A 26,129-nucleotide genomic window follows, 5' to 3' on the forward strand; every position below is an offset into this window, starting at 1 on the left:
ATGGATTAGGGGGCTATATAGTTATGTCCGCAAGATAAGCAAAATGAGGTTAAATGTTCGAAGATTAGAATCAATGTCCGTACGATGAGCAAAATGAGCAGATGTTAGCCATTACGTCTTACATTCATCTGTCCAATCTTGGTAGGCAACCTTGCTCCAAAACTAGTATTTGTCCTCGTAATCAACGACGAAAGGACCTAACGTTGTAGAATCCGAAAAGGCTTGTAATGCTCCATTGACAAGGACACCTATCACGCCGATCCCACCAGTTTCAGCGTTCCTATTGATCCCGCCGACCTCAGTGATTCTTCCGATCTCACCGACACCTCCGACCTCATCGATCCAATGCCCCCACCAATCTTAGCATTCCTATTGATTCTACAGCGATCCACTGACCCCACCGATCTCACCGAATCCACCTATCTCGCCGATCGCTCGGACTCCATCGATTTCATCGATTCCACCAGCCGATTATATTGATCTTGATCTACAAATAGAATAGCTACGGACTAGTACTACACAGTAGCCTCTTCCGGTACAATCACCTGAATATGACGAGGCATACTGCTTATTTGGATGGGCAAGGAGGGCCCTTCTTCACCATCAACGTTAGTCCTTACTGATTCAGGCGAGCTTATACTTACATTTTTGGCTGTAAAATAAACCACGTCTTTATGATTCTTAAAATTGCCGAACAGCAATGACAGGCTGGCTGTAATCGTATTGAATATAGTCAAATCCTTTATAATAAAACAGTGAAGCAGACCATCGTCAACAGCCGCGTCGGGTGCCAACCTCTCAAATCCGCCTACTGAATTGGTTAACGCAGCGAGAAAGAGTGGAGATTCTCCTTCCCATGTTTCTCCATCATATTGAATGCAAAGAGGATGAGTCGGCTGGTTCATAAGCTCTTTGATCCCTTCTTTTACGTAGGCTAAAGCTCCGAGCCGGGATTTATCGTCTGACGTAACGGAAGAGAGTGATTCAGCAAATGAGCCTACAGCAACGGTGTTGACGAACAATTGGTCATTTAATTGGCCCAAATCTGCAATTTTTATTCGGGAAGAAGAGAGGGTCTGAATCGCTTTGTCGGGAAGAAGCGGTATCTGTAATGCGCGAGCAAAATCATTAACTGTTCCAAGAGGGACTACTCCAAGCTTTGGAAGATGTTCTTGATTGATAAGTCCATTAATCGTTTCGTGAAGCGTTCCATCCCCTCCGATTGAAACGACCAAATCATAACTGGCCTCACACGCAGAAATACAAAACAGGGTTGCGTCCTGTTCTTTTGCCGTCTCCTTGACCGTAACCTCGTACCTTTGATCAGTCAAAAGGTCTTCCACGTTTCTGACATAGTTGAGTGCCTCTTCTTTACCAGAAGTGGGATTAATAATGATCATCGCTTTTTTCATAAATAGTATCCTCTCTATGGACATTTCTATTAAATTCGTTCGTTAACACTTACTATTACCCCTCAGGGTTCGTCGTTAATCTGAAAGACTAGGAGAAAACGATGTAATCTTAATGGTTTAAAACCTTCAACAATTAACCTCCACCAACAGCTGTCAGTTAGCTGCAGGAATGATTTGACAGTCAGAGGTTACTGTTGTAAACTCTAATCAGAGTCTACATACGTAACCTTGAGGAGTGGGATGATGAGCAGCTTAGTTTCAAAGATAACGGATTCAGAGCTTGAAGTTATGCGTGTATTATGGGAAGCCGGGACCGAGCTGCCTATATCTGAAATTAGAAAATGTCTTGAAAAATCAAGCAGCTGGGAAAGCTCTACAATAAAAACCTTGCTTCGGAGATTGTGCGAGAAGGGTGTAGTCATTGCAACCAAGAAGGAAGTGTTCTATTACAAGCCACAAGTGAGCGAGCAAGAATATAACGAGCATGCGACACAAACATTAATCGATCGTTTATATTCAGGCAGTGCAAAAAGTCTAGTGGCAACGCTATTAGGAGGCAATAAGCTAAATGAAGCAGACATTAAGGAGCTGCGTACCTTATTTAAGGTAGGTGACTGAATTGAATGACATCATGAAACTTATATTGTCGCTTTCGATATCAGGAAGCATCCTCTTCATTTTATTGTTTTTAATGAAGCCAATAATCCAGCATAAATTCTCGAAGTCGTTTCAGTATTACATCTGGATCGTGGTTCTCCTAAGATTGACGATTCCGTTTTCGTTTGATGGGAGTATTATGAATGATGTTTTTAACAAAAATCCATTTCTAACGAGTCCCATTTCACAAGGCGGGGAAGCTTCAGAATCTGGTATGGAGCTAGACCCAACTCATGCGATCACCCTACCTCAAGCTAATGATGCTCAAGCAGTAGAAAGTGTCAGAGCTGATAATTCAGAAATTTTTGTGATTACAATAATTAAGCAATATGCCATTTACGTTTGGTTAATTGGGACAATACTATCACTCTTTATAAAATTAAGAGGCTATACTCGATTTTTAAAGTATATGAAGACAACCAGCAAACCTGCATATGATTGGGAAAATAGGATGCTTGGCATGATGTTGAATGGACGGTATAAAGCGAAGCTTGTACGCAACTCCTACATCACCACTCCTATGCTTATAGGAATGATTAGGCCAATAATCATCTTACCGGATACCCACTTCAATGAAGTTCAGCTCAAAAATATTTTGATTCACGAAATCACACATCAGAAACGGTTTGATATTGTTGTAAAATGGTTTTCCATGCTCGTTACTTCGCTGCATTGGTTTAACCCCGTAGTTTATTTTGTAGAAAAAGAGATTAACCGTCTTTGTGAGCTGTCTTGCGATGAAGTGGTTATTCGTAAATTCACCTCTTCAGAGAAGCAGGAATACGGTGAAACCTTAATTGCGTTAGCCTCAAATGAACAATACCCCGTTGGAGGATTACAGGCTACTTTTAGCGATGAGAAGACGATTTTAAGAGAAAGGCTGGTGGCTATTATGCGACCTAGTAAAAGATCGACATTCATAATATTATCCTCATTCGTATTAGCTGCAGTCGTCATTTTTAGTGCAATTGCACTTGGGGCTAGTGTGGGAGCAAGCAATTCCAATGTAAGCAGCATCATCAGTCCAGTTGAGCCACCCGCAATTGTTATCTCACATGAGAGAAATGCTGATCCCATCGAAAATTATTCAATATTAAAATCAAGTTGGAATGGGGTTAAGTATGATCGAATGTCCTTTTACCAAGCAGCTTGGCATAGTGAGCCTACTCTTCTAACAGGTCTGCGTCGTTTAAAGCCAGGTGAGAAATTGAAAGTCGATTTTGGAGAAAATACACCAGATAAAGTTACAGTGAAAATGGCTTTTTTGACTGAAAGCTTCGAGCAATCGTTATTGCCGATTGAAAAAGTTGCCGTAAACCATGTTAATGGAAAGATTGAATTCATTAATCCACCAACAACTGTGAGCGACATTTCAACAACTGGCCGAGTTTATAGCATCACAGCCACTTGGGGGCAAAATAGCTGCGAATATGTTTTTGCTTCGGATGGAAAGTTTGATTACGAGCAGTTTCCCGAATAAATAGATGGTTTATTACGATTAAGAGTCGCCCAAGCAGCATGCTGGCGGCTCTTTTTTTGTGAAAACTAGCGAGGTTCACTCTGCGTTCACAAGCTTATGTTATGCTCTCACAAGCAAGTCGAGAGTAGGTTGTCAAAAAAAATACGCAGAATGTTGGAGGCTTATCATGTTATCGATTATGAAGAAAATAGGTTACAAAATGATGTTAGTCACTTTACTTGTAGCTGTTGCAGGTTCGAGTTTATTCGGAGCTCAGGCGCCGATATCGGCAGCGCAGTCCACACCCGTAAAGTCTGAGGGAGAAGCCAATTCTCTAAACGATGTCGCTGGGCTAACGGCGTTCATTGATGGTATTATGAAAGTGCATATGGACAATTTCAAGTTTCCAGGTGCGGTTATTTCAATCGTCAAGGATGGGGAAATCCTGCTCGCTAAGGGGTATGGTTACTCTAACCTCGAGAAGAACCAGTTGTCGAACCCAGAGACAGATCTATTTCGAATCGCTTCAACAACGAAGCTGTTTACTTGGACCGCTGTGATGCAGCTTGTTGAGCAAGGCAAGATCGATCTGGACACAGACGTTAATAACTATTTGAAAACGGTGAAAATACCGAATACCTATTCAGAGCCGATTACGATGCGTCATCTAATGACCCATACCGCTGGCTTTGAAGAAGGCGGAGTCGGCTATCAAATTACTACAGATCCTAAAAAGCTGCCGGTATCGATTTCGGAAACGCTTGCCAAGCATATGCCGGCACGAGTAAGACCTCCAGGCGAGATGTCGTCTTATTCCAACTATGGCGCCGCGCTAGCAGGATTAATCGTCGAGGAAGTTAGCGGGATAGCGTACAATGATTATATACAAAAGTATATTTTTGATCCGCTGGATATGAAATACGCTACGGTTCAAGAGCCTATCCCTGCTGCATTAGAAGCTTTTTCTGTACCGGGTTATGCCAAGGAAAACGGCGTATTCGCAGCTCAGCCGCCAACGTTTGAGGGGGGATTTCGGCCTGCGGGATCTGCTGCAGTATCTGCAATTGATATGGCTCATTTCATGATTGCTCATCTTCAGAATGGACGTTATGGAGAAAAGCAACTTTTGAAGCCAGAAACTGCCCTATTGATGCATGCACCAGCTTTCCTGTTTCATAAGGATTTACCAGCAATGGATCTCGGTTTCTATGAGCTATACATGAACGGGCGGAAAGTTATTTCCCACGGCGGAGCAGATATGCAGTTTAATACGGAGCTATATCTTGTTCCAGATAAGCAGATCGGCATTTTTGTTTCTTACAATGGCGGTGACGGCGCATTAGCTGCGGATGGGCTCGCAAAAGCCTTTTTAGACCGCTATTTCCCAGTCGAGGAAGCCAGCCTGCCTCCAGTATCCGCTGAACTTAATGATGCTGTACAAAAATATGCGGGTTCCTATCAATTCACTCGTCGCAATCATACCGATATTGATAAGTTTTATAGTTTTATGTCCAAGATCAGTGTAGCGGCTGCAGGTAATCGTTTATTCATTGGGAGTGGTGCCGAACAGCAAGTATTTGAACCTATTGGACCTGATGTATTTCAACAGGTAGGCGGAGAGGGACGGATTGGATTCCGCACCGACGAATCAGGAAAAGTCACGCATTTGCTTCTTGATTTCTTACCTGCGATGCCGCTTGAACGCGCGTCGCTGCTGGATCAAACATCGTTCTGGTTTCCATTGCTTGGCATCTCAGTTTTTCTATTTATTACGGTAATATTAGGCTTCCTATATCGCAGGCGTGAAATCAGCGCAATGCCAAATGAGCAGAAGTGGGCATATCGGCTGTCTGCAGCCACCGCCGTTTGGGCACTATCAACCATTGTTGCGACGCTTGTTATCGTGATGAATATGGATTTGCTCACTCGACTTAGCCGCATTACACAGTCGTTGAATCTTTATTTGTTTATGCCTATTCTACTCGTTGGATTTACTTTGGCAATGATCGTTTTGAGTGTGCTTGCTTGGAAAAACAAATATTGGACGGTACTAAAACGCGTGCATTACTCTCTTATTATGCTATCGGCAGTAGCACTCAGTTTGTTTTTCTATCATTGGAACTTGCTTGGATGGCATTTTGGTTGAAACAGCAATCCACCCATATGGGAGGCGCATGTTAAAGAGGGGAGACGTACATCTTAATGGCCAAAATTCTGATCGCGGATGACGATGCACATATTCGCGAATTGATGTCTTTATTTTTGAAAAACGAAGGTTTCGAAATTTTAGAGGCAAAAGACGGTGCGGAGGCGCAAGGAATTTGGGAAAACAATCAAATTGATATGGTTATCCTCGATATTATGATGCCTCACGTAGACGGTTGGGAATTATGCAGGGAGATTAGACGTATTGATTCCAATATTCCTCTTCTGATGGTCACAGCCAAGGGAGAGTCTGTGCAAAAAGTGAAGGGATTTCAGCTTGGCACGGACGATTATTTAACGAAGCCGTTTGACCCAATGGAGCTTGTGATGAGAGTAAAAGCGCTGCTGAAGCGTTATATGATTGTGTCTTCACAAACGATACAGCTTGGCGGTGTTACCCTCAATCGCCGCAACTATCAAGTAATTCGAGGAGATGAAACGCTAACTCTTCCATTGAAGGAGTTTGAGCTGCTGTTTAAAATGGCGAACCATCCTGGGCAAATTTTTACGAGGGAACAGCTGATCACCCAGATCTGGGGCAAAAATTATGAAGGTGACGATCGAACCGTCGACGTTCATATTAAACGGCTAAGGGAAAGATTTGCTGGCGATGTACAGCATTTTCAGATTGAAACCGCCCGTAGTCTGGGTTATCGGCTTGTCATCACATGATCAATACATTATATGTCCGCATCATTTGCACGTTTCTGGCCGTCATCATTTTCAGCTTATTATCTTCATTTTTTATAGGCTATTCTATATTCAAGAAAGAAATAAACCATGTCGGTCAGAACGACATGCTTGCAGCAGGAGAGGAAATGATTACTCTCTATGAACAAACAAGGCCGGATGATCTGAGTGTTTTCCTAACAAGAATGGTAAAGGTGTCCGCTTATCCAATCCACATGTATGATGCATCCGGAAATGTTACGATCTATGCTTTAAACAATACGAGTAATGTGAAAATTGCGCCGGAGGCTGTTCAGCAGGTGCTTCGAGGGCAATTTTATCGCTCACCTGGTAAGGAAGGTCAAACATTCGTTGGTATTCCTTTTCCCATCGATGGGAAGATACAGGCCATGTTTATGCAGTTTTCAGCGCAAAATGAAGATATTATAAATCGAATGATGCTGCTCATACTGCTTCTTGGCTTATTTATTGGGAGCCTATGCATTCTCATTGCGGCTCGTTATTTGGTGAAACCGATTCAAGCGATGACACAAGCGACCAAGAGGCTTGCCAAGGGAGATTTCGATGTGGAAATCAAACTGAAAAGCGCGGATGAAATAGGAGTCTTAAGCCATAGCTTTAATGAAATGGCGAGTGAACTGAAACAGCTGGAGCAGATGCGGCAGGATTTTGTGTCGAATGTATCGCACGAAATTCAAACACCGCTAACGTCTATATCGGGTTTTGCAATGGCGATGAAGAACAACAGCTTGGTAGCAGAAAATAATCGTAATTATTATTTGGATATTATTATTATGGAGAGCGGGCGGCTATCGAGGCTTAGCGATAATTTGCTGAGGCTTGCCTCGCTTGATTCCGATCAGCATCCATTCGAGCCGATGACGTATAATCTCGACGAGCAAATTAGACAAATCGTCGTTACTTGCGAGCCTCAATGGTCGTCCAAAGACATTCGTATCGATTTAGAATGGGCGAACACGATCAAGATTACAGCAGATCAGGATCAGTTGAACCAAGTTTGGATGAATTTACTCGGCAACAGCATCAAATTCACACCTGAAGGCGGACATATCGAAATTTCTTTAACTCAATCCGATACTGAAGTGCTATTCACAATAACCGATTCAGGTATTGGCATTGCGGCAGATAAGCTTGAGCATGTGTTTGAGCGGTTTTACAAGTCGGACCAATCGCGCAACCGCAATATTAGCGGCAATGGTTTGGGGCTTGCGATCGCCAAAAAAATTGTTACTCTTCATCATGGAACGATCGAAATGAAAAGTAGGCTAGGCGAAGGTACGACAGTAATGGTATATTTACCCATTCAATAATAATAATTGGAGTGATCGGTCAAATGACCGATCATTTCTTTTTTTTTTAGCATACTGTTGAACCCAATTTGAAACTAAAAAACGATTTTTCAAAAAAAAAGTAAAACAATATGTGACCAATCTACGTTCTTAATTGTGTTAATGGGTAAAGGAGGTCATATTACAATGCCAAGCAGTTCGCTCCGGCCGGGCGTCGATTTTGGGGAAACCTATCTTTTATACGGCAAAATGCTTTACCGAATCGCAATGATTCACCTCGGAAACAAAGAGGACGCAGAAGAAGCCATGCAGGAAACATTTGCGAAATTATTGTATAAATCACCTGAATTTAATGATCAGAATCATAAAAAGGCATGGCTCATAAGAGTCATCACGAACCAATGCAAAAATATGTTAGGCAGCTTATGGCGAAGACGTGTAGTGAAGATGGAAGAAATGAATGATTTTTTTGAATCGGAAACGGACCGTACCGTTATGGATCATGTCATGGCACTGCCGTTTAAATTCAAAGCGGTGATTCATCTTTATTATTATGAGGATTACTCGGTCAACCAAATTGCAGACATATTGCAAATTAGTGAGTCTGCAGTAAAGATGCGTTTGCAACGGGGAAGGCAACGGTTAAAGCTGGAATTGGAAGGAGAACGATAATATGAATCACAAGGCGTACAAGCATATGATGGATCAAATAGAGCCGGAGGCAGATTTACAGAATAGAATCGCTCAACAGCTGCTTCGTCAGAAACCAGCGAGTCCATTTCGAATCAAACGATTTCAATATATTGTGGGTAGTTTACTGTTGGTCGTTATCCTTGGATGGATAGGTGCAGATAGGTGGATGAGTGATAATAAACTTCTTATTGATATAACGGAGCCCATTGAACAAAGAGACCCAGTTGAGCCTATAAACGACCCGAATGCGATTGCGATTCCGAAAATAAAGCTTCCAGATCAATCAAATGCCATGGCTGATATGATCGGTCTAATCGTTTATAAAGGCAATATTTATACACAAACGCAAACTCGCATCTCTGCGGAAAATGCGAAGGAGCTGCGCGGCGACAAGCTTGGACGTACAAAAGCTGGTATTGACGAGTGGAGCAAGCAAACAGATTATGTTGAACTAGCTTCAACGATTGGCGTTGCTGACATTTATTCCGTGAACGGATACGATAGTGATTTTAGAATTATGTCCTACCAAGAGCATGAGGGACAGATCTATGCTGAATTGTATGAACATCTAAATGGCATTACGATTGCGAATGGCGAAGATTTAATAGGAAAAACGAAAGTAAAGGATCATATGGAATCAGTAAGATGGCAGGATTATAATAGCTGGAATTATAGCAAGCCGCAATTTAATAAGTTCCCAATCGATCAAACGCTTCATGTGTTCATGACAGCATTATATGATGCTAAGCCTATTGATGAGGATAAGCTGTACAAGGAAGGCATATACAATGAAGGTGCACAAAATCAGAAGGTTTTGTTCTTTAAGCTGGAGGATCAGACGGAAGTGCAGATGTGGTTGTTTAAAGGAAACTATGTAAAATATTCAAATGCACCTGTCTTTTTTCAGTTAGAGCCGGCAGCTTTCTCAGCGCTTTGGGATCGTTTGCAATAAGGCAGCAAGTTTTTTGGTAATAAAATATCGACAATAAAGGTTGACCTTTCGTTGTTGCCGTACTATAATTCCGTAGACTATTAATAGCGTAAGAGCGATAAGCAGGAAACAAAATTTGTTTTCAATTAGGGTGGTACCGTGTGAATAGCCTCGTCCCTATCGTTAAAGATAGAGATGTGGCTTTTTTTGTCTTTTACATTTTAAAAAAAAAGACATAATAAAAATAGACTGGATTGATTTGTATGCAAACATCAGCGCAATGGACATCGAAGATTGGTTTTATTTTATCCGCGGCAGGCTCTGCTATTGGAGTGGGCGCAATATGGAAACTTCCCTATGTTACGGGGATAAGCGGGGGAGGGGCATTTTTTCTCTTATTTATTTTATTCACTTTTTTTATGGGTTTCCCATTGTTATTAGCAGAGTTTGTAATCGGGAGAAGCACACAAAAAGAAGCCATTAGTGCTTATCGCAGCTTAGCTCCTCATAGCAATTGGCATTGGATCGGAAAGCTCGGGGTATTTACCTGCTTTCTTTTATTGTCTTTTTATAGCGTTATTGGCGGTTGGATTGTTATTTATTTTGCAAAAGGTTTGTTTGGTGGAATCATTAGTGAAGGCGCAAATTATGGAGCGGTCTTTAACGATACCATTGCTAATCCTATTTTAGTTATTGCGGCACAATTTGTGTTTTTGGCTTTGACAGTTGTTGTAGTGGCAAAAGGGATTCAAAACGGTATTGAAAAGGTGAGCAAAATTTTGATGCCAGCTTTATTTGTACTCTTTATCGTACTCATCATTCGCTCACTTACGCTTGATAACGCGATGGAAGGTGTGAAGTTTTTTCTAGCACCTGATTTCTCAAGGATCACATCCCAAAGTGTATTGTTTGCGATGGGTCAAGCGTTTTTCTCCTTAAGTGTCGGAGTATCCGTAATGGTTACATACAGCTCTTATTTGTCAAAAAAAGAAAGCTTGATTCAACCGGCTATTTCCATCGTAACCATGAATTTGCTGATTGCATTATTAGCAGGATTGGCCATCTTTCCGGCTGTATTTTCACTAGGTTTAGAACCAGCGGAAGGACCTGGCTTGTTGTTTGTTGTATTGCCCGCGGTATTTGATCAAATTATTTTTGGAGAAGTTTTTTTATTAGGCTTTTTAGCATTATTTTTATTTGCAACATTAACGTCGGCCTTCTCGATGCTAGAAATCATTGTAGCTTCTATGGTTAAAGGCAAAGAGGAGAAGAGAACAAAATATGCCTATATGCTTGGTGCATTCATATTTGCGGTGGGCATTCCGTCTGCGTTATCTTATAGTGCTTTTGCCGACATTTTAATCTTTTCGAAAAATCTATTTGATTCAGCTGATTATTTAGTAAGTATTATTTTAATGCCGCTTGGCGTGTTTTTGATTTCGATTTTTGTACCGCTTAAAATGAAGAAAAGCACGCTGCGAGAGGAGTTATTGCAGCATTCTCGTTTTGGCGCTACTGCCTTTACTATTTGGTTTTTTATTATCAGGTTTATTATTCCTCTAGTCATTATCATCGTATTTCTTGATATTACTGGGGTGCTTGATAAAATAACTTCATTATTGTAGTATCCAACATTATGAGCAAAAGAAAGGGATACCCATGACCGGGTATCCCTTTCTATTTTATTTCCTTGCTGTAATCATAAATCGTTCTGAATTTGTTCTGATTCCTTGTTCGGTTTGGTTGTTTTTAATAAATTGTTGAAGGATTTGAAAATCTGTCTCGGATTGTCCGAAGTTCGGAATAATTGGCGTGTGTTTCAATAGAAAAATAAAGTCTTCAGCCGTCTCAAAATAATCGGTTGCGTTGTATTCAAATGACTGAATGTCTGTGAAGCCTACATCAGCTAACTCCGCAATATATTGATTTTTCAACACACCTTTTTTTGTACCAAATGACTGTCCTCTTCCGAATGCCTCTTTAAGGTTGAGCTTATCGTACTCACTAACCTGTTGGGTAAAAAATACACCATCGTTCACCAATACTTTTGCGATTTCTTTGGCAGAAAAAGCGGAATGTCTGCAAGAGACTACATTGAAAAAGTGGTCAGGAAAATCGAGCTTCTCCGCATCCATTTGTAAAAAGCGTATATTTGATTTATTTGATTGTTTTACGTTATTTAATGCGGTCTCAATCATGCCTGTGGAAAGATCAATGCCAATTAAAAGCAATGCTGAATCTGCTATTGATAATAATGCTTCTCCGCCGCCAGTGCCGATATCAAGCAAAAGATCAGACTTCTTGCAAGACTGGATGACTTCTTCATAAAAATCCCATGCGATTCCTTCTGAGACAGATTTCACTTTGCTGAAATCCCAACCGTTGATTTTCCCGACTTGATCATAAAATTGTTTGTATTCTACTGCATTCATATTTCTTCCACCTTCCAAAGAGGATAATAAAAAACAAATGGATTGCTGCCGATATCCGTTCAAAATTTAGTTTCATGTGGTCAGAAGGACAGACGATCCCCTCTGCAGCTGGTACGCGTTTTATCCAGCCCGGAAACTAATTACTTCGAACCATTCGGAAAGACATTCCATTCACCTCGATTGAAAGATTGTTCTCATTATATGGCAAAGTGAGCTTATCAATCAAGCCATCGTGCAAAATGTGCCGTTCCCATATGGATGGAGGAATCAATGAAACTAAAATAATACAGACGGCCCCTTCATATACATAAATACATGAGGGGGGATTAGAAAATGTGGATGCTCATTCTAATGCTAGTCGGATGTCTCTCTGGTTTTTTTCTGTTCAGGAAAAATACTCTGACCGTCACTAATCAGACAGATCAGAGCGTGCGGAAACTGTCCATTATTATTCCAGCTAGAAATGAAGAATGTAATTTACCACATTTGCTTGAATCCCTTAAGTCGCAAACGGTTCAACCCTTTGAAATTATTGTGGTAGATGATTATTCCGATGATCGAACCAAAGAAATAGCTGAAGGCTATGGGGTCAATGTTATTTCAAATAGCAGCCTCCCTAAAGGCTGGACAGGTAAGAACTGGGCGGTATGGAATGGATATTTGCATGCCTCTGGTGATATGTTTGTATTTTTAGATGCGGATATAAGACTGGCGCCTAACGCCTTGGCTTCATTAATAAAGGCTAGGGAGCGATCGAAGGGTGTTATTTCAGTTGTTCCTTTTCATCACACCGAGAAGCTATATGAGAAGCTTGCTTTGATTATGAATGTGCTTGGGATATTTGCGTTTACATCGGTCTTTGAAAAGAAAAACCGGATGAAAGGGCTCTATGGCTCCTGCATTGTTGCTTTAAGGGAGGATTACGAAAAAATCAATGGCCACGAAAGCGTAAAAGCTGAAGTGCTGGACGATTTGTTTCTAGGCTCCAAATTTATGGCAGCGGGGGTACCAGTCACTAATTTTATCGGATATGGCTTGGTTTCTTTCCGCATGTATCCGCAAGGCATTCAAAGCGAAATTGAAGGATTTAGCAAAGGGGCGGTGTTAAGCACTTCGACGCTTAGTCCGTGGACAATTATCCCGATAGCTATTTGGGTGGTAGGACTGCTTCTATCGGAAACGGTGTTTATATTTGCGAATACTTCATGGGCTTTACCTCTCTTAATCGGTTATTTTGTCTATATGTTTCAATTATTTTACTTCACGAAGTATGTAGGCGCTTTTGGGATCGTTATTCCGCTGCTCCATGTTTTTGCTTCGTTATTTTTTATCATTGTTATGCTTTATTCCATGTATCAGGTGGTTATTCTAGGGCATGTAAGCTGGAAAGGCAGGCACATCCGGGTAGGGGGCAAGAGGGACCTATGATCATATTTTGGATTGCGGGTTCATTTCTATCGGGCTCACTTATGTTTTCGTATTGGCTTGGTCTGCTCCGCAAAAAAAACATAAAAACGGTTGGCGACGGTAACCCTGGTGCTTTGAATCTTTGGAAGTCATCTGGATATAAATTTGGTGTGGTCGGTATTTTATTGGATTTTTTGAAAGGATACTTGCCGGTGCTTTTTATAATGGGAAGCAGCTATAATCATGTTTATCTAATCGTTCCGCTTGCCATCGCGCCTGTAGCAGGGCATGCCTTTTCTCCTTTCCTGAAAGGGAAGGGCGGCAAAGCTATTGCAGTAACATTCGGAATATGGAGTGCGCTCACGGGGTTCGAGGTTTCATTGGCTTATGCCGTAATTCTAGCGCTGATGGCCGGCGTGAGCCGTATGATATATAAAAATAAGCCTAAATCCACCGAGGCGGATGGCTTGCAGGTTGTGGTTGGTATGCTGCTTCTTTCCGTTTATTTGTATATAAGGATGTTCTCAACTGCCATACTCCTCATATGGCTTGGAAATTTTGCAATTCTTGTTTATAAGCACAGAGTTGAAATAGGGAAGTCGTGGAAAAAAGGATATGACAAAGGTGTCTAAAATGAAAAAGAGATTGTCTCTTAAGGTGATGCCTTCCGAGATAATCTCTTTAATTATGTTCCCGCCGAACGAGCCTTCATCAGGAGTTGTATTTATACTACGAACGGGAATTTTCACGCATAGCGCCCAATACGATGTGATATCCATCTGGGTCTTTGATATAAGCGTTTTTAAATTCGTGATTGCCGTGAGCATCAGTAAACGGTTCGACCGCAATATGTCCGCAAAGCCTACGCACTTCCTCGATAATGGAGTCCAAGTCCTCCCAACTAACGTGAATAAATGTGTCCCAACCATAGTCAGGGCCTTCCCATTCCGTTGGGTAGTCTGGACGTTTTTGTGAGCGTGCATTAGGTCGTACATCTTCTGGGGAAACCGCCTGTTGTAGAATCACGGTCATTCCGTCTCGTTCCGCATGTCCCCAGTTATCTACATGGCAACCGAGAACGTCACGGTAGTATTCCTGCGATTTCTTTAAGTCTGAGACCAACCGAACTTGAATGGTTTGACCGAATTTTGCTTTTTGACCTGTCAGAGTCTTTGCAGCTTGCTCGCTCATTTTATTTCTCCTTTGTCATCAGAAATTTTTCTAAGCATGCCTGACTTTATTCGATTATTCACCAAAGTTTTCCTGCAAGTTGGTTTAAAAATTGCCCTGTAATCTGGTGTTACGATAATCATCCGTAAGACTTCTATTTCTATTTTATATACATATACTTATAATAAGTTTAAAATTTACCATTATGGGAGGTACAGATGAACATACACGAAGCTGGAATCATCATTTTTATGGAAAATTATAAGGAAACATTAGACTTCTATAAGACTAAGTTAGGACTTCCTGTTAGAGAACAGAAAGAGGATTTGACTATTTTTGATTTCGGAAAAAGCTATCTCATGGTTGAGGATCATGGAGTGTCCTCGGCCGCTGAAAAAACAAGAGCTCAAAATCCAACTGTATTAAGGTTAGATGTGACTGATTTTGATGTAACTATAAAAGAAATAAGAGATCGCGGTATTGAAGTCAAAGTATACACACCCAGTTGGGGAACCATTGGAGTTATTATCGACCCTGAAGGAAATAGAATAGAAATTAAAGAAGCCATTTAAAATGGTAGAATGAATAATAGAAATGAGAATGCAGCGGTTGGAAAGGGGATTTATGGACAGCGACGAAACGATTCAAACCATTGTGAACTGTATGGCTGTTTCAGGTGAGGATACTTCGATACAAAAAATACAGACGGAGCATCGACTGAAATTAGCACAATTCTGGGGCATAACAAAAGGCAGCAGAGTGCTGGAAATAGGCTGCGGTCAAGGGGATACAACAGCAGTTCTTGCCTTTTTGACTGGAGAAAGCGGTCTTGTTCAAGGGATTGATATCGCATCTGCTAATTATGGAAGTCCAATCACATTAGGTGAAGCTTATGAGTACTTGAAAAAATCTGAATTAGGAAATCAACTAGAAATGAGCTTTGAAGTTGATATTTTATCCGATAAGATAAATTATCCTGATCAATCCTTCGATTTTATTGTATTGTCTCATTGCTCATGGTATTTAGAATCGTTTGAACATTTAACGAGCATTATGGAAAAAGTGAAGAAATGGGGGAAACAGCTTTGTTTTGCTGAATGGGATTTAAGAGTTCAATATCCGGAGCAAACTCCTCATTTCTTAGCGGCTTTAATCCAAGCACAATGTGAATGTTTTAAGGAAAACAGCTCGTCTAATATACGCACGCTGTTTTCTCAAAGTGATATTCGAAATATTATAGAGAACGCTGGCTGGGAGATAACTGATGAAATATCGATATATTCCTCGGAGTTGCAGGATGGCAAATGGGAAATTAATATGACATTAGAAGATTATCCACATGAGCTGAAAGCTCTTACCAAAATACCAAGCAAGCTAAAAACGCTCATTAACTCGGAGATTGGTTTACTTCTAGAAGCGGTGAAGCAAGATCATACAAAACCAATGTCGACTTTTGCATTGGTTGCACGATAATGTAAATGCTAGAAATGAATATTTATACGTTTGTAACGCTAGCTTGAATATAGATAAAAGTCCAAATCTATAAAACAATCAAATGTCTGGTTACAAAAGATAGAGTTGGTTCATATGTTGTAAGTATCTTCTAGAGGAGGTATTACAAATATGCCAAAAGAAAAGAAAAATGCAAAAAACAGCTCAACAGGCAATCGTAGCGAAGGAAACCGTACAGGCGGTAACCGTACCGGTGGAAATCGTACGGGAGGAAATCGTACAGGTGGCAACCGCACAGGCGGAAATCGTACTGGAGGTAACCGAACAGGAGGCAATCGCACAGGCGGCAACCGTACAGGCGGTAATCGCACGGGAGGCAACCGTACAGGTGGAAACCGTACCGGAGGAAACCGTACTGGTGGAAATCGTACCGGAGGAAACCGCACAGGCGGCTATCCTTTAGGTGACACAGCTCCAGGCAACGAAGTTTAATTGACGCAAATGAAGCTATAGTTGTGTAGAGACTATGCTTGAACAAGATGGCAGCTCATGACTCTTAGAGAAATGAGCTGCTTTTCTTTTCAAAGATTCATAGGATGCGGCTGATCGACTCAACCTTTACCCTTGCGCGTCATTTCAGCCAGCTCATCCCATTGCTTATCGGACACCTCTGCTAAGCTGTTGAATTGCCCTGCACCTTGCAGCCACTCGCCGCCATCAATCGTTACAACTTCACCGTTCAAATAATGTGCGAAATCCGAAACTAAATAGGCGGCCAAATTAGCTAGTTCTTCTTTATCGCCAACACGTTTTAAGGGGATGCGGCTAATCATCTTCTCTTCAAGCTCAGGAGTGGGAGAGAGGCGAGACCAAGCGCCTTCTGTCGGAAAGGGACCTGGTGCAATCGCAACTTGGCGAATACCGTAAGGTGCCCATTCAACGGCGAGCGATCTTGTAAGCGCAAGAACGCCAGCTTTTGCAGCAGCGGAAGGTACAACATATCCCGAGCCGGTAGAAGCATAGGTGGTGACGATGTTCAACATCGTACCGCCTCTTCCTTGTTCAATCCACCGCTTGCCCACTTCCAGAGTCGTATAAAAGGTGCCATGTAAAACAATATGTAAGATTGTATCTACTGCTCTTGGAGAGAGCCTCTCGGTAGGACTGATGAAATTTCCAGCAGCGTTGTTGACGAGGATATCGATATGTCCAAAATGGTTCTCGACGGCTTCAATCAGCTCATGAACTTGTGATGGATCACGAACGTCACAGCTTTTGTAGTAAACGGTGCTGGTGGGCAAGCTCATTTCTTCAGCCGCTTGCTTCAATACCGCCTCACGGCGGCTGGCAATTGCGAGTTTAGCACCTAACGCAACAAATTTCTCACCCATGGCGCGTCCAAGTCCGGTCGCTCCTCCCGTTATGAGAACGACCTTTCCTTGCAATAAATCGTTTGTAAATGGTCCCAAATGCACACTCTCCTCTGAATCAGAATGATTCTGTCTGTTTATTCATATCAGGGAGTGGTATAGGTTATGTGCAAAATAAAGAATCATTTAGACACTATCCATTCATAACATATCGACTGAGAAATGCCGCCACTTTTTGTTCATAGGCTGTTGTATCCGTACCATAGGACATGCCGTGACCAGCACCCTCGGCGATATAAATATCTTTGTCAGCTTTACAAGCTTCATAAAGCCTCCACACCATTTCTGTAGGTACAAAAGTATCGGCGGAACCATGAATAAAGAACATGGGCAGCTTATTTTTATCCAGCTGCTTGATTGCAGATGCCTCCTTGAAGCTATAACCTGCTTTAAGGCGGGTTAATAAGCTAGTTGCAGGCAAAATCGGAAAAGCAGGCAGCTTGTACATCCGCTTTAGTTGATAAGAGAGCTGATCGGTAACGGACGTATAGCCGCAGTCCTCCACAATGACCTTGACTTGTTTTGGAACATTTTCACCGCTTACCATCATCACAGTCGCTCCTCCCATCGAAATGCCATGCAGCACGATTTGCACCGATTCACCAAGTTTCTGTACGACCTCGTCTATCCAAAGGAGATAATCCTTCCGATCTGGCCAGCCGAAGCCGATGTAATCGCCTTCACTATCGCCATGACCTCGATCATCAGGCATGAGCACGTTATACCCAAGCCTGTCATAATAAAATTTAGCGAAGCTGCCCATATCTTTCCCTTGCGAGGAATAGCCGTGTGCAAGAATGACGGTTTTGGACGTCAAAGTTTTGGCTTCAAGGTAATAGCCAACCAAGGAGAGACCGTCACTTGAAGTAAGGTGCCAAATTTCATAAGCTTGTTTTTCTATCCATTCTACCCCTATAGCCTCAACCGGTGTTGGACCAGATTCATCTGCTAATGCAATGGCAGCTTGATCATCCGTTTCCTCTTCTCCGTGAATTTGCGCTAAATCCTGATTATTGCTTAAAAATGCTTTGGAGTTTCGTTTGATTGCCACGTAATAGAAATAATAACTAATCACGGTAAGTAAACCGATAAAAAGGACCGCCAAACCTCCTATTCCAAGTACAATTCTGCTCATCAGCATCGTCATAGTCATTCATTCCTCCAAGTAGGCGGTTATGTGTGAATTTGTGCTATGTCTCTATCATACTGAAGAAAGCTGCTAAAAGGGAGCGGATTGTTGAAGTGATGGTTTGAGTGTGGAGATTATAAAGGTATTGCCAGCTTCTTTATGGAATCAATCGTTATTATTGTTTCTTTTCTAATGAAAATCATTCCTTGTCTGCAATATTTCTAGTCTAAGCTCATTAGCTTGCCTTTATCAATGATGTTCATTACCAAAAAATAGTATATACTAGGCTCATATCGTACATATTCGGGTTTATGAGGGGTATAAGAGGCATGGAAATCGTAGAGGCAACCATTTCGTCCATTCAAGCCGCTTTGGAATCTGGCGAGATCACATCTCGCGAGCTTGTACTATTTTATTTTGACCGAATTGCAGCGCATGATAAAGATGGACTCACGATAAATTCGGTGCTTGAGCTTAACCCCGATGCTTTATTTATAGCTTCTGCATTAGACAGCGAACGAGCTGTCCAAGGCCCAAGAGGTCCGCTTCACGGCATCCCCATCATGCTCAAGGATAATATTAATACAGGGGATAACATGCATACGAGCGCTGGCTCGCTTGCGCTTGCCAATTCCTATGCGGGAGAAGATGCTTTTATTGTAAAAAGGCTGCGCGAAGCGGGGGCCATTATATTAGGGAAAGTGAATATGACGGAGTTTGCTAACTTTATGACAGATGGAATGCCGTCTGGCTATAGCTCGCGGGGCGGCCAAGTTCTTAATCCTTACAACATATCAACGCCGACTGGGGGATCAAGCGCTGGTTCAGGCGTCGCGGTGGCTTGTAATTTTTGTATGGCTTCGATAGGCACGGAAACCTCAGGATCGATCTTAAATCCAGGCAATTTAAGCTCAACCGTTGGCATTAAGCCGACCGTTGGACTGGTGAGCCGATCAGGCATATTGCCACTCTCGAACTCACAGGATACTGCGGGACCAATGGCAAGAACCGTAACGGATGCAGTGCTCGTATTAAACGCTATAACGGAGCATGATGACAGGGATTCTGCAATGGGTGCGGGTTACTTTAAAAAACATAAGGATTATCGTGTTTTCCTTGATCAGAAAGGTCTTGAGGGTGCACGAATTGGCATTCCTAGAGATTATTTTTTTGAGGAATTAACGGACGAGCAGCTAGCCATATTTAACGACGCTGTAGAGGTGATGAGAAAACAAGGCGCGGTCATCATTGACCCGGCTGATGTAAGAACTGCTAGGCAAATCGTTTATTCATCGGTAGTGCTGAATGAATTCAAATCCTCGATAAACGCTTATTTGTCCAAGCTGCCTCCAAACGGCAAAATTCGCTCGCTCAAGGACATTATTGCTTTTAATAACGAGCATCCGGTTGAAACCTTGAAGTATGGACAGTCTACTCTGCTGCTAGCAGAAACGACGACTTCAGGTACGCAGACGGAGCTTCCATATCTTCGAGATCGGATTGCAGATCTCCGTTTATGCAAGGAAGAGGGAATAGATGCGACGATGAAGGAGCATCAGCTTGACGCGCTGCTTTTTCCTGCTGACTTTGGAGCAAGGATTACATCGCGTGCAGGTTATCCATCGATTGTCGTCCCAGCTGGCTATACTTCAAAAGGAGTGCCGTTTGGTGTGACATTCGCTGCGAGAGCTTTCGAGGAGCCGATGCTCATTAAACTCGCTTATGCATACGAGCAGCACAGCATGGTGAGGCGTCCGCCTTCATTAAAGAGCTTTATTTAATGGGATAGGACGAGATGCCGCATCTCGACTATTATACGTTTGACGGAGATTTGACTCAGAGCTTTTTAAGCGCGTAACAAGCAAAAACGCCTTCGGCTTCCTTTAGACGCTGTGTAGCTTTGACGGTGAAATATAAGATAAGAATGAGAAAATGATATGCTTTCCTATATTTTTAAAAAATCCTCTCGACTGTTGGAGTCGGGAGGATTTGTATGCCTTTAAAGCGCTATTTCTTCGCTTTAAAGTGAACAACCGCACTATAAAGCATCTTTTCGATTTTAGGATTAAAAACAGCATGATGGCTGACGTGGAACACTTCCAGCAGCAAGCCTTTATTATTTTCAATTTGCTGATCGATTTTTAGCTCGAGCGTCTTCAAGTCATAGGCTTCAAAAAATTCGATCTTATTTTCAATTAAATCTAAACGAAAGTCCATTTGTTTATCTCCTATAAATAGATTTATAACCTAAACCCATTATACAGAGATATTACTTCGCCCACAAAGCTTCAATTTCTTCAAGTGATTTTCCTTTGGTTTCCGGTACAACACGCCATGTAAACAAGAAGGCGAGCAAGGCCATGCCACCATAAATCCAGAATGTAGCGGCAGGTCCTGCGGAGCTAAGCATAGGCGGGAACGACTGTGAAACGAGATAATCCGCTGCCCAGAGCGCCATTGCAGCAATAGCCGTCGCTTTTCCGCGAATACGGTTAGGAAAGATCTCAGACATGATGACCCATACGACCGGTCCAAGCGAAATAGCAAATGAAGCCACATACAATAAAATGAAGATAAGCACGAGTGGACCTGCTGCATGTCCCGTTTGAAAAGCGATGCCTATAACAATCAAACAAATTGTCATAGAAGCCGAACCAACGAGCAGAAGCGCTTTGCGTCCTACTTTATCAATGAGCCATAGAGCAACGAGGGTGAACAATAAGTTGATAAAGCCGACCAAAATCGTTTGGATCAATGAAGCGTTTGTTCCTGCGCCAGTTGCTTTGAAAATTTCTGGGGCATAATACATGACGGCGTTGATGCCTGTCACCTGTTGGAGCACAGCAAGTCCAACTCCTACAATTAAAGCAATTCGAAGCCCTGGAGAGAATAGCTGCCGAATCGAACCGCTCTCTTGCTCGAAAGAATGCTTAATATCGATCACTTCTTTTTTGGCGAGCTCTTCGCCGTGAATACGCAATAAGATCGGAAGAGCTGCCGCTGCGCGCCCTTGTTTGATCAGCCATCTTGGGCTCTCGGGCACAAAAAATAGCAAAATCAAAAATAACAAACCAGGTATAGCGCCAACTCCGAACATCCAGCGCCAAGCGGAGGCGATGCCCCATGCTTCGTCACCTGAGCCGGAAATCCATAGGTTTACGAAATAAGTAAGAAAGATGCCTGTAACGATGGCGAGTTGGTTAAGTGCAACAAGTCTGCCGCGATATTTTGCAGGTGCAATTTCGGCATTGTAAAGCGGGCATAACGTAGAGGTAATTCCGATTCCGATTCCACCAATAATCCGAGCCACAATAAACGCGGAAAAAGTATCCGGAACAGCTGAGCCAATCGAGCTGATAATAAATAGAGTCGCGGCAGCAATAAGAACCTTTTTACGTCCGAAGCGGTCTCCCAAAATACCAGACATAGCCGCGCCGACAATACAGCCAATAATTAAGCTCGATACAGCCCATCCCACTTGTAGCTTAGATAAGTCGAATCGATCCTCCATAAAACCGACAGCACCTGATACGACTGCTGTATCGAATCCGAATAATAATCCGCCAAGAGCGGAAACAATGGAAACAAGCGTCACAAATTTCATGCTTACTTGTTCATTTTTGTTAGTAATCGGCATTTCCATTTCCGTTTCTCCTCTCTGTCAAAAACCTTTCCTGCGTGAAAACGAACTTTATTATAGCATGCAAAAAGAGCGAATCCGCTCGTAAAAACCTGCATTAATGAGTGTTGTTCCCGCATTTATTTTAGACATTGCAAGCATAGGGAAACGAATAAAGAGAACTAGCATTTTGTTGTCATCCCAGCACAAAAAAGTCCATGTCGTTGCAGCATGGACTTTACTTTTTTGCTCATTTTTTATCCCCGGTAGTCGGAGGGGGGGACACCGGTCACTTTTTTAAAGACACGGCTAAAATAGTTTGGATCATTATAACCGACCTCGAAGCAAACTTCCTTTAAACTTAGTTTTCCAGTTGCCATTAACGCTTTCGCCTTTTCGATACGAAGGGCAGTGACATATTCGATAAAGGTTGTGCCTACTTGCTGCTTAAATATTTTACTGAAATAGTGTGGGTTTAGATGAACGGATTCGGCTACTTCTTCGAGTGAGAGGTCCTTTGTATAGTTGTCCTGAATAAAACGTTGTGCACGGTCAAGCACGGATTGGGTTTGCTGCTCCCGCTGCTCTCGAATACGCTGCATTGCTGAGATAACATACGCTTCAGGTATAGCTTCCACATGTTCATGCTGCTTGTTATTACGATTCAGTGAAGGGACTGCACCATGTATCAATTCATCAAAGTGGCATATCTTGCCGCATTGCTCATAATAATTGGAGGCAAATACAGCCTCAAAATAGGATTTGCGCAAACCCTCAACACCCGAGCGCGTTTTTCCGATTCCGACTAAGATGTCAACCTCTAGCTGACGTGCTGCGATCGTGCATAGTTCTTCACCTAAAGCGGTTCCGGCTGCCTTCCAATCTGCGTCCACAACAGATTTATCATGATTGATGAAGATAGCCATATGGCGATCAATTAAGGAGCTTACAATACTATTCGTTAAAGATGATTTGATAAAGCTTCTAATCGTATCGTAAACTTTTTGCTTGGGATTAGCTTTGACATGCTCGGGAAATGCGATCACGATCACACAGCCATGTTCTAGTGGAAAGCTGAGCCATTCTGATAATTGCTCGATATCGGTATTTGTAACATGATCGACCATAAACATCATAGCGAGTTCATTTTCTGCTAAAGGCATTAATTGAGAAACTTTATGCCGCAGCTCTAGTTCATCCGAGCGTTTCCTCTTCTCCAGCTCGAGTTCCTGTATGAGCTGCTGAAGCGTATGTACGATTTGCTCGCGTTTGGCAGGCTTGACTAAATATTCCTTCACTCCGAGAGAAAGGGCTTCTTTGGCATAAGCAAAATAATCATAAGCGGTCACCATGACGAATTTGGCATCCGGCAAGGTATGCTTGATTTCGCGGATCGCTTCTAAACCTTGAATGCCGGGCATATTGACATCCATAAGTATGATATGGGGGCGATATTCCTCTGCTTTTTCTATCGCGACACGTCCATTCTCGGCATGGATTATTTGAAAGGTATTCGGAAGCATTCGTTCAATAATCAATTCCAAGCCTTCCCGCTCAAGTGCTTCATCATCCGCGATTAACAGTCGGTACATGTATGTTTTCACCGTCCTCTCTAACAGGTATTCGGATTGTGACTGTCGTTCCTTTACCCCGTTCGCTTTCAATATCGACTAATCCATGTAGACCATAAAATAGTTGGAGGCGCTTAAACACATTTTTTGTGCCAAGGCCTGTTGATTGTTCGGTGAATGCGCCAGCTTCCATTCGGAGCAGCGAATCTCGAATTTCTTCAGTCATACCGCTGCCATTGTCGGAAATAGAGATACGTACATGATGTTGATCATGCTTTATTTCAAGGCGGATCTTCGCTCCATTCTCCATACGTTCAATGCCATGAACAAAGGCGTTTTCTACGATGGGTTGAAGCGTGAGCGCAGGGATGTGATATGACAATGCAGATGGGTCGATATCCTTCACCAGCTGAATGCGTTCGCGAAAGCGTGCTTGTTGAATGGTGAAGTACTCGTCTACATGTGCTACCTCATCTCTGAGCGTGACCGCATGCTCCAGATTGCGCAAGTTATATCTCAGTAAATTGGACATCGAAATAATGAGATCACTTGTTTTCTCGGCTCCTTCAATGAGCGCTAGCTTGGATAATACATTGAGCGTATTAAAGAGAAAATGCGGATTAATTTGGCTTTGCAGCGCTTGCAGCTCTAATTCCTTAACGAGTCGATCCTTCTCCAGGCTTTCTTTATCCCGCTCCATCAATTCGAGGAGGTCGCTCGACATTTGCTCGAATGCGCCTGATAATACGCCAAGCTCATCCTTGGCTTGCAGCTCGTTTGAGCTTTGCTTTAGATGTCCCTTGGAGATCTGCTTCGCACGTGAGACAAGACTGCTTACAGGTCCAGTAATGCTGCGTGAAATCCAAATGGCAAGTAAAATGCTCAGCAGGGTGTTCGTTATGAAGACGGCGGCACCGAGCAAATACATGCGTTTATTTTCTGCTTGAATCTGCTCATATACAGGTTCATAAATGTTTAACTCCAATTCAACCAGCTGCTTGCTGTCCTCTTGTATGAAGCTTGCTGTCCTTTCCGCATTCTCGTATTGAGTGAGCGACACCTTCGATCTTTCGGCAGAAGCTGCAGTGAAAGCGTCTTGCTGCTGCTCCAAAAAAGTATCTAACAGATGAACGTAGCTAGTAATAGTGGAGGAAGATATGGAAACATTCGACTTTTCTTGGAGCAGTAAGCGCAGATCCTGAAGTTCCACTCGACTATGATCGTATCGCTCTTTATTGCTGTCGTCTGGATTAAGTAAATAGCTATACAGCGTACTTAAGTTGTTATCTACAATCTTGGAGGACTGGTTGTACAAAAGGATACGATCGATCATTTGATTATAACTTTGCTGAACCATCTTTCCACTTTGAAATAAAAAGAACGTAACCAAATTAATAAGGAGAACGAGTAATGGGATGAAAATGAGCAGCTTAGTCCGAATGGTCATGGGCTAGTTTCTCCATTTTCTTGAACGAAGGGCTTCTGGCTTTGTACCGATATTTTCGTAAAATGCTGCACAGGAAGCTCCTTGCCATGGAGGTAATCGTTCAACTGCGATACGGCTTCATTGCCCATGTCGTAAGGCTGCTGGACAATGGTTGAATGGATGATTCCACTGCGAATAAGCTCCAGAGTTTCATCGAGCGCGTCAAATGCAAAAATTTGCAGGCCTTTTGGCCGAATGCGTTCAGTTGCCTCTGCGATGCCGATCGCATCGAGTGCGCTTAATCCGACCATTACATTCAGCTGTGGATAGTGCTGAAGCAGTTCCTCTGTTTCACCTGATGCTTGGAGGCGTGAAATGTTTGAGGAGCGCACCTCGACAAGATTCAGCTCGGGGTAATGTGAAATAACCTCTCGAAATCCAGCAAGCCGCAGCTGCTGATTGGGGGCTTGCTCGTTTCCGATTAAAGTGGCGATTTGCCCATGGTTTCCAGCCGCTTCGGCAACCAATTCACCCATAACTTTGCCTGCATCGAAATTGTTTGTGCCGACATAAGAGAGCCTGCGGCTGTTCGGAGCATCTGTATCAATCGTTAAGACAGGAATGCCATAGCTAATCGCTTTATTAATTAATCCGATATACTGCGGGTCGTTAAGCCCCTGTACGAGCAGCGCATCAGCTTTGGCTGCAATAGCTTTCTCCAGCAGCTTCATTTGCTCTGCGGGATTAATGCGAAACGGACCTGTATATTCAAGCACCATCCCAAATTCAACCGCTGCATCTTTTGCACCTCGTTCAATTGATCGCCAATATGGATTATCGATTTCTTGGGAGATGAGGACAATGTGATAAGGAGGTTTCTCGCTTACCTCGGTTGAGAGAATGGGCTGCAGCAGATCCTTTATCCGAAGCGTGGAGAGAAAGAAGCTTAGCAGAAGGCTGGAAAATACAATAAACAGAATGGCAATGCCTATGTTCCATTTACGATTAGACATTATACAACTCCCTTACTGCGTCCATTTATATCGGATTATTATACAAGAACAGGCGAATAATCAAAAGCTGCAGCGAAAATGAGCGATATTGAAGCTATACAACATACAACTAAATCATTATAA

Annotated in this window: 24 protein-coding genes; 14 read left to right on the top strand and 10 right to left on the bottom strand. The window is 42.5% G+C overall.

The genetic code is table 11. The features are described from left to right. Nucleotides 1–515: 515 nt before the first annotated feature. Nucleotides 516–1,412 (bottom strand): diacylglycerol/lipid kinase family protein, encoded by an 897-nt coding sequence (locus tag ACIFSR_RS24605; RefSeq protein WP_430060721.1) that lies wholly within the window; start codon nucleotides 1,410–1,412, stop codon nucleotides 516–518. Between the two features lie 243 nt (nucleotides 1,413–1,655). Between ACIFSR_RS24605 and ACIFSR_RS24610 the strand changes: the two genes are divergently transcribed. The 8 genes from ACIFSR_RS24610 to ACIFSR_RS24645 all read left to right on the top strand — a co-directional run bounded on the left by ACIFSR_RS24610 (nucleotide 1,656) and on the right by ACIFSR_RS24645 (nucleotide 10,982). Next, nucleotides 1,656–2,030: a BlaI/MecI/CopY family transcriptional regulator gene (locus ACIFSR_RS24610; RefSeq protein ID WP_430060724.1), complete on the top strand. Its 375-nt coding sequence runs from the start codon at nucleotides 1,656–1,658 to the stop codon at nucleotides 2,028–2,030. A gap of 13 nt (nucleotides 2,031–2,043) precedes the next feature. Next, nucleotides 2,044–3,549, top strand: coding sequence for a M56 family metallopeptidase (locus tag ACIFSR_RS24615; RefSeq protein WP_430060903.1), 1,506 nt, complete (start codon nucleotides 2,044–2,046; stop codon nucleotides 3,547–3,549). A gap of 166 nt (nucleotides 3,550–3,715) precedes the next feature. Then, on the top strand, nucleotides 3,716–5,674 hold the full coding sequence (locus ACIFSR_RS24620; protein WP_430060727.1) for a serine hydrolase domain-containing protein: 1,959 nt from the start codon (nucleotides 3,716–3,718) through the stop codon (nucleotides 5,672–5,674). Nucleotides 5,675–5,730: 56 nt separating this feature from the next. Beyond that, on the top strand, nucleotides 5,731–6,405 hold the full coding sequence (locus tag ACIFSR_RS24625; RefSeq protein ID WP_430060730.1) for a response regulator transcription factor: 675 nt from the start codon (nucleotides 5,731–5,733) through the stop codon (nucleotides 6,403–6,405). Beyond that, nucleotides 6,402–7,754: a HAMP domain-containing sensor histidine kinase gene (locus tag ACIFSR_RS24630; protein WP_339208642.1), complete on the top strand. Its 1,353-nt coding sequence runs from the start codon at nucleotides 6,402–6,404 to the stop codon at nucleotides 7,752–7,754. Before ACIFSR_RS24625 ends, ACIFSR_RS24630 begins: the two co-directional genes overlap by 4 nt. Before the next feature lie 165 nt (nucleotides 7,755–7,919). Next, nucleotides 7,920–8,405 carry an RNA polymerase sigma factor gene (locus tag ACIFSR_RS24635; protein ID WP_339208643.1) on the top strand — a complete coding sequence of 162 codons (486 nt, stop codon included), beginning with the start codon at nucleotides 7,920–7,922 and terminating at the stop codon, nucleotides 8,403–8,405. Between the two features lies 1 nt (nucleotide 8,406). Further along, on the top strand, nucleotides 8,407–9,378 hold the full coding sequence (locus ACIFSR_RS24640) for a hypothetical protein (protein ID WP_430060733.1): 972 nt from the start codon (nucleotides 8,407–8,409) through the stop codon (nucleotides 9,376–9,378). Between the two features lie 242 nt (nucleotides 9,379–9,620). Then, the gene (locus ACIFSR_RS24645) at nucleotides 9,621–10,982 is read left to right on the top strand and encodes a sodium-dependent transporter (protein WP_430060736.1); all 1,362 of its coding nucleotides are present in this window, start codon (nucleotides 9,621–9,623) and stop codon (nucleotides 10,980–10,982) included. Nucleotides 10,983–11,039: 57 nt separating this feature from the next. Here ACIFSR_RS24645 and ACIFSR_RS24650 read toward each other — a convergent pair whose 3' ends face one another. Further along, complete coding sequence (locus ACIFSR_RS24650; protein WP_430060739.1) at nucleotides 11,040–11,789, bottom strand: class I SAM-dependent methyltransferase; 750 nt, start codon at nucleotides 11,787–11,789, stop codon at nucleotides 11,040–11,042. A gap of 333 nt (nucleotides 11,790–12,122) precedes the next feature. Between ACIFSR_RS24650 and ACIFSR_RS24655 the strand changes: the two genes are divergently transcribed. Further along, a complete protein-coding gene (locus ACIFSR_RS24655) occupies nucleotides 12,123–13,217 on the top strand; it encodes a glycosyltransferase (protein ID WP_430060742.1) in 1,095 nt (364 codons plus the stop codon). Continuing rightward, nucleotides 13,214–13,828: a glycerol-3-phosphate acyltransferase gene (locus ACIFSR_RS24660; protein WP_430060746.1), complete on the top strand. Its 615-nt coding sequence runs from the start codon at nucleotides 13,214–13,216 to the stop codon at nucleotides 13,826–13,828. Before ACIFSR_RS24655 ends, ACIFSR_RS24660 begins: the two co-directional genes overlap by 4 nt. 97 nt (nucleotides 13,829–13,925) lie before the next feature. Here ACIFSR_RS24660 and ACIFSR_RS24665 read toward each other — a convergent pair whose 3' ends face one another. Continuing rightward, on the bottom strand, nucleotides 13,926–14,387 hold the full coding sequence (locus ACIFSR_RS24665) for a VOC family protein (RefSeq protein WP_430060748.1): 462 nt from the start codon (nucleotides 14,385–14,387) through the stop codon (nucleotides 13,926–13,928). Nucleotides 14,388–14,584: 197 nt separating this feature from the next. Here ACIFSR_RS24665 and ACIFSR_RS24670 point away from each other — a divergent pair, with 197 nt between their 5' ends. The 3 genes from ACIFSR_RS24670 (at nucleotide 14,585) to ACIFSR_RS24680 (ending at nucleotide 16,281) form a co-directional block, all read left to right on the top strand. Next, nucleotides 14,585–14,938, top strand: a complete 354-nt coding sequence (locus tag ACIFSR_RS24670; protein WP_339208651.1) for a VOC family protein — start codon at nucleotides 14,585–14,587, stop codon at nucleotides 14,936–14,938. Nucleotides 14,939–14,990: 52 nt separating this feature from the next. Continuing rightward, on the top strand, nucleotides 14,991–15,839 hold the full coding sequence (locus tag ACIFSR_RS24675; protein WP_339208652.1) for a methyltransferase domain-containing protein: 849 nt from the start codon (nucleotides 14,991–14,993) through the stop codon (nucleotides 15,837–15,839). 169 nt (nucleotides 15,840–16,008) lie between these two features. After that, a complete protein-coding gene (locus tag ACIFSR_RS24680; protein ID WP_430060752.1) occupies nucleotides 16,009–16,281 on the top strand; it encodes a hypothetical protein in 273 nt (90 codons plus the stop codon). A gap of 148 nt (nucleotides 16,282–16,429) precedes the next feature. On the opposite strand, the gene ACIFSR_RS24685 is transcribed toward ACIFSR_RS24680, so the two are convergent. Continuing rightward, nucleotides 16,430–17,287 (bottom strand): SDR family oxidoreductase, encoded by an 858-nt coding sequence (locus ACIFSR_RS24685; RefSeq protein ID WP_430060755.1) that lies wholly within the window; start codon nucleotides 17,285–17,287, stop codon nucleotides 16,430–16,432. A 94-nt stretch (nucleotides 17,288–17,381) separates the two neighbouring features. Continuing rightward, nucleotides 17,382–18,401, bottom strand: a complete 1,020-nt coding sequence (locus ACIFSR_RS24690; protein ID WP_430060758.1) for an alpha/beta hydrolase — start codon at nucleotides 18,399–18,401, stop codon at nucleotides 17,382–17,384. 305 nt (nucleotides 18,402–18,706) lie between these two features. Here ACIFSR_RS24690 and ACIFSR_RS24695 point away from each other — a divergent pair, with 305 nt between their 5' ends. Further along, a complete protein-coding gene (locus ACIFSR_RS24695; protein ID WP_430060761.1) occupies nucleotides 18,707–20,158 on the top strand; it encodes an amidase family protein in 1,452 nt (483 codons plus the stop codon). A 226-nt stretch (nucleotides 20,159–20,384) separates the two neighbouring features. Here the strand turns inward: ACIFSR_RS24695 and ACIFSR_RS24700 are convergent, their stop codons facing one another. From ACIFSR_RS24700 to ACIFSR_RS24720, 5 genes are all read right to left on the bottom strand, one after another. Then, on the bottom strand, nucleotides 20,385–20,594 hold the full coding sequence (locus tag ACIFSR_RS24700) for a YrzA family protein (protein WP_076268099.1): 210 nt from the start codon (nucleotides 20,592–20,594) through the stop codon (nucleotides 20,385–20,387). Nucleotides 20,595–20,646: 52 nt separating this feature from the next. Then, nucleotides 20,647–22,020 carry a sugar porter family MFS transporter gene (locus tag ACIFSR_RS24705; RefSeq protein ID WP_430060764.1) on the bottom strand — a complete coding sequence of 458 codons (1,374 nt, stop codon included), beginning with the start codon at nucleotides 22,018–22,020 and terminating at the stop codon, nucleotides 20,647–20,649. Nucleotides 22,021–22,253: 233 nt separating this feature from the next. Further along, nucleotides 22,254–23,588: an AraC family transcriptional regulator gene (locus ACIFSR_RS24710; protein ID WP_430060766.1), complete on the bottom strand. Its 1,335-nt coding sequence runs from the start codon at nucleotides 23,586–23,588 to the stop codon at nucleotides 22,254–22,256. Further along, entirely contained in the window at nucleotides 23,563–25,014 is a 1,452-nt protein-coding gene (locus tag ACIFSR_RS24715) for a sensor histidine kinase (RefSeq protein WP_430060768.1), read from the bottom strand. The genes ACIFSR_RS24710 and ACIFSR_RS24715 overlap by 26 nt, the downstream gene beginning before the upstream one ends. After that, nucleotides 25,011–26,006: a sugar-binding protein gene (locus ACIFSR_RS24720; protein WP_430060770.1), complete on the bottom strand. Its 996-nt coding sequence runs from the start codon at nucleotides 26,004–26,006 to the stop codon at nucleotides 25,011–25,013. The genes ACIFSR_RS24715 and ACIFSR_RS24720 overlap by 4 nt, the downstream gene beginning before the upstream one ends. Nucleotides 26,007–26,129 lie beyond the last annotated feature (123 nt).

This window comes from Paenibacillus sp. NRS-1760, from assembly GCF_050467785.1.
Classification (GTDB): domain Bacteria; phylum Bacillota; class Bacilli; order Paenibacillales; family Paenibacillaceae; genus Pristimantibacillus.

Excerpts from the sequence above, each read along its gene's own strand:
- ACIFSR_RS24630 (WP_339208642.1), top strand. The coding sequence starts at position 6,402 with ATGATCAATACATTATATGTCCGCATCATTTGCACGTTTCTGGCCGTC.
- ACIFSR_RS24620 (WP_430060727.1), top strand. The coding sequence starts at position 3,716 with ATGTTATCGATTATGAAGAAAATAGGTTACAAAATGATGTTAGTCACT.
- ACIFSR_RS24710 (WP_430060766.1), bottom strand. The coding sequence starts at position 23,588 with ATGTACCGACTGTTAATCGCGGATGATGAAGCACTTGAGCGGGAAGGC.
- ACIFSR_RS24705 (WP_430060764.1), bottom strand. The coding sequence starts at position 22,020 with ATGGAAATGCCGATTACTAACAAAAATGAACAAGTAAGCATGAAATTT.
- ACIFSR_RS24650 (WP_430060739.1), bottom strand. The coding sequence starts at position 11,789 with ATGAATGCAGTAGAATACAAACAATTTTATGATCAAGTCGGGAAAATC.
- ACIFSR_RS24680 (WP_430060752.1), top strand. The coding sequence starts at position 16,009 with ATGCAAAAAACAGCTCAACAGGCAATCGTAGCGAAGGAAACCGTACAG.
- ACIFSR_RS24640 (WP_430060733.1), top strand. The coding sequence starts at position 8,407 with ATGAATCACAAGGCGTACAAGCATATGATGGATCAAATAGAGCCGGAG.
- ACIFSR_RS24675 (WP_339208652.1), top strand. The coding sequence starts at position 14,991 with ATGGACAGCGACGAAACGATTCAAACCATTGTGAACTGTATGGCTGTT.
- ACIFSR_RS24690 (WP_430060758.1), bottom strand. The coding sequence starts at position 18,401 with ATGACTATGACGATGCTGATGAGCAGAATTGTACTTGGAATAGGAGGT.
- ACIFSR_RS24635 (WP_339208643.1), top strand. The coding sequence starts at position 7,920 with ATGCCAAGCAGTTCGCTCCGGCCGGGCGTCGATTTTGGGGAAACCTAT.
- ACIFSR_RS24670 (WP_339208651.1), top strand. The coding sequence starts at position 14,585 with ATGAACATACACGAAGCTGGAATCATCATTTTTATGGAAAATTATAAG.
- ACIFSR_RS24695 (WP_430060761.1), top strand. The coding sequence starts at position 18,707 with ATGGAAATCGTAGAGGCAACCATTTCGTCCATTCAAGCCGCTTTGGAA.
- ACIFSR_RS24665 (WP_430060748.1), bottom strand. The coding sequence starts at position 14,387 with ATGAGCGAGCAAGCTGCAAAGACTCTGACAGGTCAAAAAGCAAAATTC.
- ACIFSR_RS24700 (WP_076268099.1), bottom strand. The coding sequence starts at position 20,594 with ATGGACTTTCGTTTAGATTTAATTGAAAATAAGATCGAATTTTTTGAA.
- ACIFSR_RS24715 (WP_430060768.1), bottom strand. The coding sequence starts at position 25,014 with ATGACCATTCGGACTAAGCTGCTCATTTTCATCCCATTACTCGTTCTC.
- ACIFSR_RS24625 (WP_430060730.1), top strand. The coding sequence starts at position 5,731 with ATGGCCAAAATTCTGATCGCGGATGACGATGCACATATTCGCGAATTG.
- ACIFSR_RS24720 (WP_430060770.1), bottom strand. The coding sequence starts at position 26,006 with ATGTCTAATCGTAAATGGAACATAGGCATTGCCATTCTGTTTATTGTA.
- ACIFSR_RS24615 (WP_430060903.1), top strand. The coding sequence starts at position 2,044 with ATGAAACTTATATTGTCGCTTTCGATATCAGGAAGCATCCTCTTCATT.
- ACIFSR_RS24645 (WP_430060736.1), top strand. The coding sequence starts at position 9,621 with ATGCAAACATCAGCGCAATGGACATCGAAGATTGGTTTTATTTTATCC.
- ACIFSR_RS24605 (WP_430060721.1), bottom strand. The coding sequence starts at position 1,412 with ATGAAAAAAGCGATGATCATTATTAATCCCACTTCTGGTAAAGAAGAG.
- ACIFSR_RS24660 (WP_430060746.1), top strand. The coding sequence starts at position 13,214 with ATGATCATATTTTGGATTGCGGGTTCATTTCTATCGGGCTCACTTATG.
- ACIFSR_RS24610 (WP_430060724.1), top strand. The coding sequence starts at position 1,656 with ATGAGCAGCTTAGTTTCAAAGATAACGGATTCAGAGCTTGAAGTTATG.
- ACIFSR_RS24655 (WP_430060742.1), top strand. The coding sequence starts at position 12,123 with ATGTGGATGCTCATTCTAATGCTAGTCGGATGTCTCTCTGGTTTTTTT.